We start from the raw sequence: 15,082 nt of genomic DNA, 5'->3' as shown, positions 1-15,082 counted from the left end.
TATTTTAAATTTATTTTCCTAAACAGAATTGTGAGAATAGCTGATTAATCAAGCTTTCTTGCACTGTGTCACCGACTATTTCCCCTAATAGTTCCCATGTTTTCGTTACATCAATTTGAATCATGTCAACTGGAACACCGGTATGGGCTGCATCGATCGCATCTTCGATAGTTGATTTTGCTTGATGAAGTAAAGCAATATGGCGCGCATTGGAAACATAAGTTAAATCATTTGCTTCCACTTGCCCTTCAAAGAAAGTCTTGGCAATTGCTTCTTCTAGCTCAATGATTCCTTGTTCTTGTAAAATGGACGTTGTCACAACAGGACGACCGTTGGACAATGCCTTTACTTTTTCCAAATCAATTTGTTGCGGTAAATCTGTTTTATTAACAACGACAATAAAGTCCATATTTTGAATGGTTTCAAACAGACGTTCATCTTCTTCAGATAATGGTTCCGCCGAATTTAAAACAAGTAAAATTAAATCTGCTTCCTTTAATACTTGTCGAGATTTTTCTACCCCTATTCTTTCGACGATATCTTCCGTTTCACGAATCCCTGCAGTATCAACTAGACGCAAAGGTACGCCGCGCACATTGACATACTCTTCTATAATATCACGAGTTGTACCTGCAACATCAGTAACAATTGCTTTATTCTCGTGAATTAAACTATTTAATAATGAAGATTTCCCTACATTAGGTCTACCGAGAATAACCGTAGAAAGCCCTTCACGTAATATTTTCCCCTGAGAAGAAGTTTGTAATAACTTAGCGATTTCATCCCTTACCCATGTACATTTTTCTAAAAGTACTGGAATGGTCATCTCTTCTACATCATCATACTCAGGATAATCTATATTAACCTCTACATGAGCTAATGTCTCAATTAATGCTTGACGTAATTGGCCAATTAATCTTGAAAGTTTACCTTCCATTTGTCCTAAAGCTACATTCATCGCACGATCTGTTTTCGCTCGGATTAAATCCATAACGGCCTCAGCCTGAGATAAATCAATACGTCCATTTAAGAAGGCACGTTTTGTAAATTCACCCGGTTCCGCTAATCTTGCCCCATTTTGTAAAACGAGCTGCAACACACGATTTACCGAAACAATTCCACCATGACAGTTAATTTCAACTACATCCTCACGGGTAAAGGTTTTTGGTGCCCGCATTAACGAAATCATGACTTCTTCTACTACTTCTTCACTTTTTGGTTCAATTAAATAACCATAATGAATCGTATGGGATTTTTCTTCTATTAATTTTTTGCCACTCGGTGACTTGAAAATTTTATCTGCTATTTTAACTGCTTCATCCCCACTTAAACGGACAATAGCAATGGCTCCTTCGCCCATTGGTGTGGATATCGCGGTAATCGTATCATACTCCATTTTAAAATCCTCCTACTAAATCAATTACACTTTTGTGTAATTGATGACCTCACCAAAACGTCATAAGATGAATACTTTTATCTTGTGACAACTATACGAAGTTATCCACATGTGAATAACTGTTACGAACTTCATTTACTAACAATTTAGAGTAACATATTTTATTGAATTACGAAAGTAAAGCAAATTTTCCACATGTGGATAAAAAAGATCGTCATTTATTTAAGCATATAAAAAGGAAATAAAAAACGACCTTTTAAAGGCCGTTTTTGTTATTCTAATATGTTTTCATTACTTAACTGGTTCTATTACTAAATGACGATTCGGTTCAGTACCTTCAGAATATGTTTCAATATCAATTCGATTCGCTAATGCATTATGAATGACTTTTCTTTCATAGGAAGGCATCGGCTCTAAAGAAACCTTTTTTCCTGTGCGGATTGCCTTATCAGCCATTCGCTCAGCTAATTGCTCTAAAGCAATTTGACGTCGTTCGCGGTAATTTTCCACATCAAGTTTTACCATTAAGAAAGATTTTGTACTTTTATTTACTACTAATTGGGTTAATTGTTGTAATGCATTTAATGTAGCACCACGTTTTCCAATTAAAAGTGCCGCCTTTTCACTTTCTAATTTAAATAAAATGTTTTTACCTTGAACTTTTCCATCGATCGATAAATCATCAATACCCATTTCAATCGCTATATTTTGTATATATTCTTTCGCAATATCAATTGGGCTTTCTTTTTCACTTTCTACTTCTAATAGCTCTTCTGTTCCAACCGATTGATCCTGCTCCTGTTGTATAACTTCTACTGGAGATTGGGCTTCAACAATTGGTTCTGAATATACTTCATTAACAGTCACACGAACTTCAGCTTTCCGTGCACCAAAACCTAAAAATCCTTTTTTACCTTCTTGTAAAACCTCAACTTCTACTTGATCACGAGTAGTATTAAGTTGTTGTAACGCTAATGAGATCGCTTCTTCTACTGTTGCGCCTAATTGCGTAATTTGTTTCACTTTTTCGCCCCTCCTGTTGTAGCAGGTTCTATTTTCTTTCTATTCCAAGGCTTATAAATAACAAGGTTTTGAATTACTGAGATGATGTTTCCGACAACCCAATATAATGATAATGCAGCTGGTAATACAGCACCAAATATCATAATCATAACTGGCATAATATACATCAACACTTTCATTTGAGGGTTGTCCATAGCAGGTCCAGTCATCAATACGACAAATTGGATTAAACCAGCTAAAATCGCTAATACAATACTTGGATCTGCGAGCGGGAAAATAAGAAATGTCCCTAAATCAAAGGCTGGTGTTGCATTCATACGACTAATTGCATGATAGAAACCAATCAAAATAGGCATTTGAATTAACATTGGTAAACATCCTGCCGCAGGATTCACGCCAGAATTTTGCATTAATGCCATCATTTCTTGCTGATACTTTTGTTGAGTAACAGCATCTTTTGAAGCATACTTCCTTTGTAATTCTTTCATTTTTGGTTGGATTTCTTGCATTTTTTTCGAGCTTTTTACTTGTTTAATCGTTAATGGAAGGATGACTAATCGGATTATTATTGTAACAGCAATAATCCCAAGAGCATACGTACCTAATAAATCTGCGAAATACTTAATAACTGATACTAATGGCCAAACGATAAATTCATTCCAAAAGCCTTCGCTTTCAGATGAAATTGGCTGATCAAATTCTGTACAACCAGAAAGCAACAATGCTACTGAAACTAGCGACAGAATCATCCAATGACTTTTCTTCAACCTTCTTCCTCCTAGAATACTATTCAACTTTTTAGCTATTTTACCACGTGTAGCCGCTTACACTCTACAAATTGTTTTAATTCCCTCTATAAATATTGACAATAATTATTTAGTTTTGAAAATTTTATTAATATTTTAAGAGACATTTGTAGAGTTACTTATTTCTTCTTTAATACTTTTGCAATTTTTAGCACATGTTCAATACTCTTTTTTGTTTCATGAAAATCTAATGTGGCCGCCGGGTTTCTGGCGATAATAACATAATCCATATCTTGTCTTATTTCATCTTTTAATTCTAAAAACACTTGTCGAATATATCGTTTAATTTGAACTCTCGTTACAGCTTTCCCAACTTTTTTTCCAACGGATAAACCAATACGAAATTCTGTTTGATCCTCATTCGGCAAACAATAAACAACGAATTGACGATTGGCAAAGGACTTTCCCTTTTTAAATACTTTTTGAAAGTCTTCATTTTTTTTAATTCGCTGGCGCTTTTTCATTTCTTCACCTACTATCGTGATTACTTTCTTTTATTCTTTATTAAAATGAAGAAAAAAAAAGCCACTGAATAGGCTCAGTGGACTTATGCTGATAATACTTTTCTTCCTTTACGACGACGAGCAGCTAATACTTTACGTCCGTTTTTTGTGCTCATACGTGCGCGGAATCCGTGTACTTTACTATGTTTACGTTTTTTTGGTTGATATGTGCGTTTCATTATATATTACACCTCCAAATGAAAGTTAAAGTTTCTATCCTACATACAGACCATAACATTATATATATAAAAGAATTAGATTGTCAATTAAATATTTGACCGACTAGCCTTTAGCAGTTTCTTCTCTAAATAGAAATATCCACAACGAGAGATGATTATTATAAACACTCGTTGTGGATATTTTTTTATTTTAAAATTTTATCCACAATACTTATCGACAAGTTTTTCACAAATTCTATGCTTGTGGATAATACGATGGTGATTAAAATTTAACTGTGTGGATAAGTTTCACCAGCTATTGAAATGACAATCTTTTTTTGTTACGATAAATGTGTTTTCTTTTGTGGACATTTAATTTGGGAAATATTTTATCCACAGATGTTAATAACTTGTGGACAAACTTTAACACAGCTTTTGGATAATAGTTATCCACATGCTGTGATTATGTGTTTAATAGATTTTCTATTATCATATATAAATCTAGTTTATTTATTTGAAATGGAAAATATACATGAAAAGGAGTTAAAAGCTTGGAACATTTAGAAGAATTATGGATGAATGTCCTGGCTCAAGTTGAACAAAAAATTTCAAAACCAAGCTTTGAGACGTGGCTTAAATCGACGAAATTACTTTCTTATAAAGGAAGCAATGTAACTATTGCCGCCCCTAACTCATTTACTCGTGATTGGCTTGAAAATCATTACCTTCATCTAATCGCGGGTATTTTATCTGAACTTACAGGTAAAGACTTGCTAATTAAATTTGTTGTTCAAAAGGATCAGGACGATTATGACAGCCTTGATTTACCTGCTCCGGTAATACAGGCAAATAATAACGATGACCATTCTGAAATGACACCAGGAATGCTCAATCCAAAATATACATTTGATACATTCGTTATTGGCTCGGGGAATCGATTTGCCCACGCAGCATCTTTAGCCGTTGCAGAAGCACCTGCAAAGGCCTATAACCCGTTCTTTATTTATGGAGGAGTAGGATTAGGCAAAACCCATTTAATGCATGCCATTGGCCATTATGTATTGGAACATAATCCAAATGCGAAGGTCGTTTATTTATCATCAGAAAAATTTACAAATGAATTTATTAACTCGATTCGTGATAACAAAGCAGTAGATTTCCGAAACAAATACCGTAATGTCGATGTATTACTGATTGACGATATTCAATTTTTAGCTGGGAAAGAATCCACTCAAGAAGAGTTTTTCCACACATTCAACACGTTGCATACAGAATCTAAGCAAATTGTTATTTCTAGTGATCGACCGCCAAAAGAAATTCCAACATTAGAAGATCGTCTTCGTTCACGTTTTGAATGGGGGCTTATTACGGATATTACACCGCCAGATTTGGAAACACGTATTGCGATTCTTCGTAAAAAGGCGAAAGCAGACGGACTAGATATACCAAATGAAGTAATGCATTATATTGCAAATCAAATTGATACAAATATTCGGGAGCTGGAAGGTGCACTTATTCGAGTAGTTGCATATTCTTCTTTAGTTAATAAAGATATTTCAACAGAGCTTGCTGCCGAAGCATTGAAAGATATTATTCCAAATTCAAAGCCACGTATGATTTCTATTTTAGATATTCAAACTGCTGTTGGAGAGCACTTCCATATTAAATTAGAGGACTTCTCAGCAAAGAGACGTACAAAATCTATCGCCTTTCCAAGACAGATTGCTATGTATTTATCTCGTGAGTTAACCGATTTTTCTTTGCCAAAAATAGGAGAGGAATTTGGCGGACGGGATCATACAACCGTCATTCATGCTCACGAAAAAATTGCATCTTTATTAAAAGAAGATCAACAACTTCAACAAGATATTAAACAAATTCGTAGTATGTTAGGGAAATAATAATGTGGATAACATGATGAAGTTCTCACAACTTTATTCACAATTTATTAACATGTGGATAATTTGATTTCATGCATGTTTGAATGAGTTATACACAAATCCACAGGGCCTATTACTATATCTATTAATATCTTTTAAAAATAATATAATTAATTAAGAGAGGGTCTAATGATGAAATTTGATATAATGCGAGATCATTTACTAGATGGATTAAATGACGTAATGAAAGCCGTAAGTTCCAAAACGACAATTCCGATTTTAACGGGGATTAAATTGGATGTAACAAACGAAGGGTTAACATTAACGGGTAGTGATGCAGATATAACTATCCAAACATTTATTCCGATTGAAGAAAACGGAGATCAATTAATCAATGTGACTGAAACAGGCTCCATTGTTTTACAAGCAAGAATGTTTAATGAGATTGTTCGAAAATTACCAACAAATGATGTTGAAATCGAAGTATCTAACGGTTTACAAACTCATATTCGTTCTGGGAAATCTGAATTCCATCTTATCGGATTAGACGCTTCAGAGTATCCATTATTACCTGAAGTTTCAACTGATAGACAATTTTCAATACCGGCTGATTTATTAAAATCTATTATTCGAGAAACAGTTTTTGCAGTAGCAGCATCTGAAAGCCGTCCTGTATTAACAGGGGTGAATTGGCAAATTCATGGTAATGAATTAATTTGTATTGCAACAGATAGTCACCGTTTAGCTAGAAGAAAAACAATATTAGAAAATTTACCTACAGATGTAAACTCTGTCGTTATACCAGGTAAAAGCTTAAATGAACTAAATAAAATTTTAGGAGATTCGACAAATCCTGTTCAAATCGTTATTACAAACCAACAAGTTTTATTTAAAACAGAAAATGTTTTATTCTTCTCTCGTCTATTAGAAGGGAATTACCCAGAAACATCCCGTTTAATACCAGAAGAATTTAAAACAAACATTACAATTAACGGGAAATCCTTATTACAAGCAATCGATCGTGCTTCTTTATTAGCTCGAGAAGATCGTAATAATGTTGTACGTTTTGAAACATTCGACGGAAATATTGTTGAAATTTCATCTAACTCTCCTGAAATCGGAAAAGTAGAAGAGCAAATTCCTGTGGAAACATTAGAAGGGGAAAATTTAAAAATTTCCTTCAGTGCAAAATATATGATGGAAGCGTTAAAAGCAATTGATGGACAAGATGTAGTCATTCAATTTACAGGTGCAATGAGACCATTTACATTACGTTCTATACATGATGATGCAATTTTACAATTGATCTTACCAGTAAGAACTTATTAATCAAACATTATGGATAAATGAGATAGTCATTCGTGGCTATCTTTTTTATTTCTTTCGGTTACAAAAATTTCCTGACAACGCCCTTATCCTACTTTCCTTGGATTTTTTCCTTAATTTTAGGTATGATATAAGGATAGATGTACGTAATCGGAGGATGAATTTAATTTGGATGAAATTATAATTGATACAGAATTTATAACCCTTGGTCAAGCTTTAAAAGTTACAGATGCAATTAGCTCTGGTGGCATGTCTAAATGGTTCCTTCAAGAAAATGATGTATTTGTTAACGGTGAAATCGACAAAAGACGTGGCCGTAAACTACGACATGGCGATGTCATTAATATTCCTGGCTGTGGTAGATTTGTCATCGTCAATAAGAACGGAGAAAATTAAATGTTCATCGAGCATTTACAGCTTACAAATTATCGTAACTATGAATCATTAACATTAGATTTTTCACCCAAAATTAATGTGTTTATTGGGGAGAACGCTCAAGGTAAAACAAATGTAATGGAATCTATCTATGTTTTAGCCATGGCAAAATCCCATCGAACAAGTAATGATAAAGAATTAATCCGTTGGCAAGCAGACTATGGTAAAATAGATGGTGTTGTCCAAAATCGTTACGGTAGTTTTCCAATGGAATTGTCTGTTACGAAAAAAGGCAAAAAGGGCAAAATAAACCATTTAGAACAAACGAAGTTAAGCAATTATATTGGTCAAATGAACGTGGTGATGTTTGCTCCTGAAGATTTAAACGTCGTAAAAGGTAGCCCGCAAATAAGAAGGCGGTTTATCGACATGGAAATAGGTCAAATATCGCCAGTGTATTTACATGAATTGCTTACATTTCAGAAATTATTAAAACAGCGCAATCATTTGCTGAAAATAAATCAAGGGAAACAGCAAATCGATGACGTTTTATTTGCTATTTATACTGAGCAATATATTCAGTCAGCTGTCCAAATTATTCGTAAAAGACTTCAATTTATACAACTTTTACAAGATTGGGCTGAAAAAATCCATTCTGGCATCTCACGTGGTCTTGAAAAGTTAACGATTCAATATCGAGCTACTTCTGGACTTAATCCAGAATGGAATGATGATGAAATGGCTACATACTTGGAAAAGAAGTTAGCAGAAGTAAGAAAGCGTGAGCTTGAAAGAGGGATTACATTAGTTGGTCCACATCGAGATGATTTACAGTTTTTGGTAAATGATTATGATGTTCAAACTTATGGATCACAAGGTCAACAACGTACAACAGCCTTATCTTTGAAACTAGCTGAAATAGAATTAATTAAGCAAGAGACGAAAGAGGCACCTATTTTACTTTTAGATGACGTATTGTCCGAATTAGATGATTATCGCCAATCACATTTATTAAACACCATTCAAGGTGAAGTGCAAACGTTTGTCACGACAACAAGTGTTGATGGGATTCATCATGAAACAATACAACATGCGAAAATGTTTCACGTGAAACAAGGTGTAATAGAAACTCAATAAATAAACAAATTAATTTAATTTTTTAATCTAAGCGAATTGTACTGTAGCCTTAAATTTTATGGCATTGGGAATAACAGTTAAAAAATTCGCTTAAGTTTTCATTTAGAAAGTTTTAGAAATTTTGATAAAGCTTTTTAATTTTGACACATACTGAGGTAATGAAAGAGTAGGTGAACATGGTGGCTTTAGAAGAGAAACAAGTTCAACAAGCTTATGATGCGGATCAAATTCAAGTTTTAGAAGGGTTAGAAGCTGTTCGTAAGCGTCCAGGGATGTATATTGGCTCCACAAGCTCTAAAGGGCTTCACCATTTAGTTTGGGAAATCGTGGATAACAGTATTGACGAAGCATTAGCAGGTTATTGTACAGAAATTACGGTTGCAATTGAAAAAGACAACTGGATTCGTGTAGAAGATAATGGTCGTGGTATTCCAGTCAATATTCAAGAAAAAATGGGAATGCCAGCAGTTGAAGTTATTATGACAGTTCTACATGCTGGTGGTAAATTCGGCGGTGGCGGATATAAAGTATCAGGTGGTCTTCACGGTGTAGGTGCATCTGTAGTGAATGCTTTATCTGTTGCAACGGAAGTATATGTAAAACGTGATGGTCATATTCATTCCATCAAATTCGAACGAGGTAAAACTGTTCAACCAGTAAAAATTATTGGTGATACTGAGGAGACAGGTACAACAACTCGTTTTAAAGCGGATCCAGAAATTTTCAAAGAAACAACTGTTTACGAATATGATATTTTAGCAACTCGTATACGAGAACTTGCTTATTTAAACCGTGGTATTCGCATTACTATTGTGGATGAACGAGAAGAAGAAAAGCGCATAAACACATATCACTTTGAAGGTGGTATTCGTGAGTATGTAGAGCATTTAAATAAAACAAAAGAACCGATTCATGACCCAATTGATATCATGGGTGAAAAAGATGGTATTTCGGTTGAAATTGCAATGCAGTATAATGCTGGATTCTCTTCTAACATTTATTCATTTGCTAACAATATTAATACTTATGAGGGCGGTACTCATGAATCAGGTTTTAAAACAGCCCTTACACGAGTAATTAATGACTATGCACGTAAAGGAAATTTATTAAAAGATACTGAAGGAAATTTAACTGGTGAGGATGTAAGGGAAGGATTGACGGCAATTATATCTGTCAAACACCCTGATCCACAATTTGAAGGACAAACGAAAACAAAATTAGGAAATTCAGAAGTAAGTTCCATTACAAACTCTTTATTTTCTGATGGTTTTGAACGTTTCATGTTAGAAAATCCTTCTGTAGCACGAAAAATCGTAGAAAAAGGATTAATGGCTGCTCGTGCCCGTGTTGCAGCGAAAAAAGCACGTGAATTTACACGCCGTAAATCTGCTTTAGAAGTATCCAGCCTTCCAGGAAAACTTGCAGACTGTTCTTCTACTAATCCTGCTGAGTCAGAAATTTATATTGTAGAAGGTGATTCCGCAGGCGGTTCTGCTAAATCAGGGCGTGATCGTTACTTCCAAGCGATTTTACCGTTGCGCGGAAAGATTTTAAACGTTGAAAAGGCAAATATTAATCGAATTTTGTCGAATGCTGAAATTCGTGCGATGATTACAGCGTTTGGTACAGGTATTGGAGAAGAATTTGATTTAGAAAAAGCACGTTATCATAAAATCGTTATTATGACAGATGCCGATGTTGATGGTGCTCATATTCGTATTCTTTTATTAACATTCTTCTTCCGCTTTATGCGTCCGCTAATTGAAGCTGGTTATGTATATGCGGCTCAACCACCTTTATATCAAGTGAAACAAGGTAAACATGTTGAGTATTGTTATTCAGATGAAGAACTACAAGCGATATTAGAACGCTTACCAAGCATGCCGAAACCAGTCGTCCAACGTTATAAAGGTCTAGGTGAAATGAATGCTGAACAACTTTGGGATACAACGATGGATCCAGAGCATCGCACGCTTCTTCAAGTTGAATTAGATGATGCAATGAAAGCAGATCAAATCTTCCAAGAATTAATGGGGGATGAGGTCGAGCCTCGTCGAAAATTCATTGAAGATAATGCGGTATATGTACAAAACTTAGACATTTAACTTGGTTCTGAAGGGAGGTCTTTCATATGTCTGAAAATCAACATGAAGGTGTAAAAGGAATAAAAATAAGTGAAGAAGTACAAACATCGTTTTTAAACTATGCAATGAGCGTTATCGTATCACGGGCATTACCAGATGTACGTGATGGTTTAAAACCGGTACACCGTCGTATTCTATATGGAATGCATGAGCTAGGAAATACGTCAGATAAACCATATAAAAAATCTGCTCGTATTGTTGGAGACGTAATGGGGAAATACCATCCCCATGGTGACTCATCAATTTATGACGCCATGGTACGTATGGCGCAAGATTTTAGTTATCGATATATGTTAGTAGATGGTCATGGTAACTTTGGTTCTGTCGATGGCGACGGAGCTGCGGCGATGCGTTATACAGAATCTCGTATGTCCAAAATAACAATGGAAATGTTACGAGATATTAATAAAGATACGATTGATTATCAAGCAAACTATGATGGAAATGAAAAAGAGCCTATCGTATTACCAGCTCGTATTCCAAACCTTTTATTAAACGGTGCCTCTGGTATTGCGGTAGGGATGGCAACAAACATTCCACCCCATCAATTAGGGGAAACAATCGATGCGGTTATCGCTTTATCTGAAAATCCAGCGATTACAACAGAAGAGTTAATGGAAATTATCCCAGGTCCTGATTTTCCAACTGGTGGTTTAATACTAGGACGAAGTGGTATTCGCCGAGCATACGAAACAGGTCGTGGTTCCATTACTGTCCGTGCTAAAGCAGAAATTGAAACGAAATCGAATGGTAAAGAAACAATTATCGTTCATGAAATACCATACCAAGTTAATAAGGCAAGATTAATTGAGAAAATTGCTGAATTAGTACGGGATAAAAAGATTGATGGCATTACGAATTTACGAGATGAATCCGATCGACGTGGTATGCGTATTGTTATTGAAGTTCGTAAAGATGCAAATGCTAACGTTATCCTTAATAATTTATATAAACAAACTGCTATGCAATCTAACTTTGGCGTGAACATGCTAGCATTAGTTAATGGTCAACCGAAAGTTTTAAGTTTAAAAGAAGTGCTGTTCCATTACTTAGAACATCAAAAAGTTGTGATTACACGCCGTACGCAGTTTGAATTAAGAAAAGCTGAAGATCGTGCACATATTTTAGAAGGTTTAAGAATCGCCCTAGATCATATTGATGAAATTATTAGTATTATTCGTTCTTCTCGATCTGGTGATGAAGCTAAACCGGTATTAATGGAACGTTTTAATTTAACTGAACGTCAAGCGCAAGCAATTTTAGATATGCGTTTAGTACGTTTAAGTGGTTTAGAACGGGAAAAAATTGAAAATGAATATCAAGAACTTCAAGTATTAATTGCTGAGTTAAAAGCAATTTTAGCCGATGAAAGTAAAGTAATTGATATTATTCGAACAGAATTGACAGAAATTAAAGAACGATATAATGATAAACGCCGTACAGAAATTACTGCTGGTGGACTTGAAATGATCGAAGATGAGGATTTAATTCCTCGTGAAGATTCTGTTATTACATTAACGCATAATGGCTACATAAAGCGACTTGCTTCTAATACGTACCGAAGCCAAAAACGTGGTGGTCGTGGTGTGCAAGGAATGGGTACCCATGAAGATGATTTCGTTGAACATTTATTGTTCACTTCAACCCACGACACAATTCTATTCTTTACATCAAAAGGGAAAGTATACCGTGCCAAAGGATATGAAATCCCTGAGTTTGGTCGAACAGCAAAAGGTTTACCAATTGTAAATTTGTTACCTTTAGAGAAAGAAGAAAAAGTAACAGCCATGATTCATGTTAATGAATTTAAGGAAGATGCTTACTTTATCTTTACAACTAAAACAGGTATTACAAAACGTACGCAACTATCACAATTTGCTAATATTCGTACAAGTGGATTAATCGCAATTCATTTACATGATGATGATGATTTAATTTCAGTTCGATTAACCGACGGAACGAAGGATGTTATTATCGGAACCCATGATGGTATGTTAATCCGTTTCAAAGAAGAAGAAATTCGTTCGATGGGACGTACAGCATCAGGTGTACGTGGTATAAAACTTCGTGAAGGCGATTATGTAGTAGGGATGGAAATAGTTGAACCAGGCCAAGAAATTTTAGTTGTTACTGAAAAAGGTTATGGAAAACGTACTCCTGAATCAGAATATCGTCTACAAAGCCGTGGTGGTGTAGGTCTTAAAACAATCCAAATTACGGAGAAAAATGGTCCGATGTGTGCTGTTAAAACAGTAGACGGATCAGAAGATATTATGTTAATTACGATTAACGGAATTTTAATCCGTATGGATGTTAATGATATTTCCATCATTGGACGAAGTACTCAAGGTGTTCGTTTAATTCGTCTAAGTGAAGATGAGTTAGTTGCAACAGTAGCCCGTGTAAAGAAAGATGAAGAAACCGAAGAAGATATAGCAGATGAAGATAATACAACTGCTGAATTAAACAATGATTCAGTAATAGATTCTTCTGAGACAGATTCTGAAACAGAAGAATAAAATGAACAAACTGATTCAAAGGTTCAAATGAACTTTTGAATCAGTTTTTTTATTTGTTTAATGATGAAATACCTAAAAAAGTATATAGAATTTAAAATCTTCTTTCTTTTAATAGTTATCCTAGTTGCTAAAAGAGAAATAAATAGTCTTTTTATGCTATTCTGAATGCACTCTATCATAGATTTTCAGTTTAAATTCGATTATTAAGGGATATATATAAATTTTGAACTTAAAATATAGTATAATATATCTAAAAAAAAACGATATAACTATTTCTTTAGATACACAAACTGCAATTTCAAACTATCAAAGGAGGTTTTTAGGTTGGAGGCTACATATGTCAATACAAATGAACTTCTAATAGGAAAAGTAGTAGCGGAGGATATATTTGCTAATACCCAATTTCCAATCATTTATAAAAATACAATCATTACTCAAGAACATTTACACATTTTAACCGCCTTTCAAATTGCTAATATACCAGTCCTAGTTGATGATAATGCAAAACAATCTATTGAATCGAATGCGAATGGTAATTTGGAAGTGCAGCAAGTTAAGATTTCGTTTGAAACGAAATTTCAACTTGCTGTTGCTGATTATAAGAAGTTATTCCTTGGCTGGGAAGCTGGTTCAAAAATTGATATAACAAAGGTTAGAGGCATTATTTTACCTTTAGTAGAAGAGTTCTTAACAGACCGTTCAATTCTTTTTAAGTTAAATAACATCTCAAACACTAAAGAATATTTATATAACCATTGTATTGCAACCGGATTAATAGCTGCTTTAATTACCCATAAACTTGGTTACAACCAAGGATATGTATTTCAAATGGCTATTGCAGGAACTTTAGCGGACAGCGGGATGGCTAAAGTTCCTTACCGAATAAGAGAAAAAAAAGGCTCTTTAAACGAGACAGAGTTTTTTGAAATACGGAAACACCCTCTTTATAGTTTTCAAATGGTTAAGAGCTTACCAGCCATAAAAGAAGAAATGAAGTTAGCAATTTATCAGCATCATGAACGTTTAGATGGTAGTGGTTATGTGGATGGAGTTAAATTAGGGAAAATTTCTTTATTTTCACAAGCTATTGCCATCGCTGATACATTTCATGCAATGACGAGCGATCGGGTATACTGTCCAAAAGAATCTCCATTTAAAGTAATTGAGATGATAAAGCAATCTGAATTTGGTAAGTTTGATATTAAAGTAGTTCAAACGCTTACGGATTTAGTAGCTAGACTCCCAATAGGTACTCAAGTTGAAGTATCCAATTTAGGGTATGGTGAAATTATCTTTAATAATCATCTTGCTCCTACACGCCCGTTAATAAAATTAATAAATAGTGGGGAAATGATTGATCTCTCTAAACAAAGAGATTTATATATTTCTCAAGTTATGTTTAACTAGAGGAGATTTTTCTCCTCTTTTTAGGAGAATTAATTAACAATACATGTGGTTGTACTATGAATAGAACAATAGGTTTTAACGAAACGAGGTAACAGATTTCATTTTTAAAAAAATTTTGAGGAAAGTGTTGACTTCGTATTAAAACCTTGTTATTATAAATAAGTCGCCAAGAGGTGACGGATTAAATGAACCTTGAAAACTGAACAACAAAACGTTAATGAAATACAGTTTCAACTTAACAGTTGAAACAAAATTTTGGACATCATTATGATGCCAGTGTAAATTTAGAGCTTTATCAAATTTTCTTTTATGGAGAGTTTGATCCTGGCTCAGGACGAACGCTGGCGGCGTGCCTAATACATGCAAGTCGAGCGAACAGATAAGGAGCTTGCTCCTTTGACGTTAGCG

Annotated in this window: 12 protein-coding genes and 1 rRNA gene; 8 read left to right on the top strand and 5 right to left on the bottom strand. The window is 34.5% G+C overall.

What is annotated here, in order from left to right:
• Window positions 1-10: 10 nt before the first annotated feature.
• The 5 genes from mnmE to rpmH form a co-directional block, all read right to left on the bottom strand.
• Window positions 11-1,396 carry a tRNA uridine-5-carboxymethylaminomethyl(34) synthesis GTPase MnmE gene (mnmE, locus tag EC501_RS09490; protein WP_122972048.1) on the bottom strand — a complete coding sequence of 462 codons (1,386 nt, stop codon included), beginning with the start codon at window positions 1,394-1,396 and terminating at the stop codon, window positions 11-13.
• Between the two features lie 291 nt (window positions 1,397-1,687).
• A complete protein-coding gene (jag, locus tag EC501_RS09485; RefSeq protein WP_122972047.1) occupies window positions 1,688-2,419 on the bottom strand; it encodes an RNA-binding cell elongation regulator Jag/EloR in 732 nt (243 codons plus the stop codon).
• Window positions 2,416-3,186 (bottom strand): membrane protein insertase YidC, encoded by a 771-nt coding sequence (gene yidC / locus EC501_RS09480; RefSeq protein ID WP_122972046.1) that lies wholly within the window; start codon window positions 3,184-3,186, stop codon window positions 2,416-2,418. Before yidC ends, jag begins: the two co-directional genes overlap by 4 nt.
• 158 nt (window positions 3,187-3,344) lie before the next feature.
• Window positions 3,345-3,689, bottom strand: coding sequence for a ribonuclease P protein component (gene rnpA, locus EC501_RS09475; RefSeq protein ID WP_122972045.1), 345 nt, complete (start codon window positions 3,687-3,689; stop codon window positions 3,345-3,347).
• An 83-nt stretch (window positions 3,690-3,772) separates the two neighbouring features.
• On the bottom strand, window positions 3,773-3,907 hold the full coding sequence (gene rpmH / locus EC501_RS09470; RefSeq protein WP_004233310.1) for a 50S ribosomal protein L34: 135 nt from the start codon (window positions 3,905-3,907) through the stop codon (window positions 3,773-3,775).
• A gap of 530 nt (window positions 3,908-4,437) precedes the next feature.
• On the opposite strand from rpmH, the gene dnaA reads away from it, so the two are divergent.
• The 8 genes from dnaA to EC501_RS09430 all read left to right on the top strand — a co-directional run.
• The gene (gene dnaA / locus EC501_RS09465) at window positions 4,438-5,787 is read left to right on the top strand and encodes a chromosomal replication initiator protein DnaA (protein ID WP_122972044.1); all 1,350 of its coding nucleotides are present in this window, start codon (window positions 4,438-4,440) and stop codon (window positions 5,785-5,787) included.
• A gap of 171 nt (window positions 5,788-5,958) precedes the next feature.
• Window positions 5,959-7,095, top strand: coding sequence for a DNA polymerase III subunit beta (gene dnaN / locus EC501_RS09460; protein WP_122972043.1), 1,137 nt, complete (start codon window positions 5,959-5,961; stop codon window positions 7,093-7,095).
• Window positions 7,096-7,260: 165 nt separating this feature from the next.
• Entirely contained in the window at window positions 7,261-7,488 is a 228-nt protein-coding gene (yaaA, locus tag EC501_RS09455) for a S4 domain-containing protein YaaA (protein ID WP_122972042.1), read from the top strand.
• Window positions 7,489-8,604, top strand: a complete 1,116-nt coding sequence (gene recF / locus EC501_RS09450; RefSeq protein ID WP_122972041.1) for a DNA replication/repair protein RecF — start codon at window positions 7,489-7,491, stop codon at window positions 8,602-8,604.
• 176 nt (window positions 8,605-8,780) lie between these two features.
• Complete coding sequence (gene gyrB / locus EC501_RS09445) at window positions 8,781-10,709, top strand: DNA topoisomerase (ATP-hydrolyzing) subunit B (protein ID WP_174232677.1); 1,929 nt, start codon at window positions 8,781-8,783, stop codon at window positions 10,707-10,709.
• A gap of 26 nt (window positions 10,710-10,735) precedes the next feature.
• Window positions 10,736-13,267 (top strand): DNA gyrase subunit A, encoded by a 2,532-nt coding sequence (gyrA, locus tag EC501_RS09440; protein WP_122972040.1) that lies wholly within the window; start codon window positions 10,736-10,738, stop codon window positions 13,265-13,267.
• Window positions 13,268-13,591: 324 nt separating this feature from the next.
• Complete coding sequence (locus tag EC501_RS09435) at window positions 13,592-14,674, top strand: HD-GYP domain-containing protein (RefSeq protein WP_122972039.1); 1,083 nt, start codon at window positions 13,592-13,594, stop codon at window positions 14,672-14,674.
• A 306-nt stretch (window positions 14,675-14,980) separates the two neighbouring features.
• Window positions 14,981-15,082, top strand: a 16S ribosomal RNA gene (locus EC501_RS09430); the annotation flags it as partial.

The sequence above is a fragment of the Lysinibacillus halotolerans genome, from assembly GCF_003711845.1.
GTDB lineage: Bacteria > Bacillota > Bacilli > Bacillales_A > Planococcaceae > Ureibacillus > Ureibacillus halotolerans.
This window is presented reverse-complemented; position numbering and strand designations above follow the sequence as displayed.

Coding starts and splice junctions, on each gene's coding strand:
- mnmE (WP_122972048.1), bottom strand. CDS start 1,396: ATGGAGTATGATACGATTACCGCGATATCCACACCAATGGGCGAAGGA.
- rnpA (WP_122972045.1), bottom strand. CDS start 3,689: ATGAAAAAGCGCCAGCGAATTAAAAAAAATGAAGACTTTCAAAAAGTA.
- rpmH (WP_004233310.1), bottom strand. CDS start 3,907: ATGAAACGCACATATCAACCAAAAAAACGTAAACATAGTAAAGTACAC.
- dnaN (WP_122972043.1), top strand. CDS start 5,959: ATGAAATTTGATATAATGCGAGATCATTTACTAGATGGATTAAATGAC.
- recF (WP_122972041.1), top strand. CDS start 7,489: ATGTTCATCGAGCATTTACAGCTTACAAATTATCGTAACTATGAATCA.
- gyrB (WP_174232677.1), top strand. CDS start 8,781: ATGGTGGCTTTAGAAGAGAAACAAGTTCAACAAGCTTATGATGCGGAT.
- gyrA (WP_122972040.1), top strand. CDS start 10,736: ATGTCTGAAAATCAACATGAAGGTGTAAAAGGAATAAAAATAAGTGAA.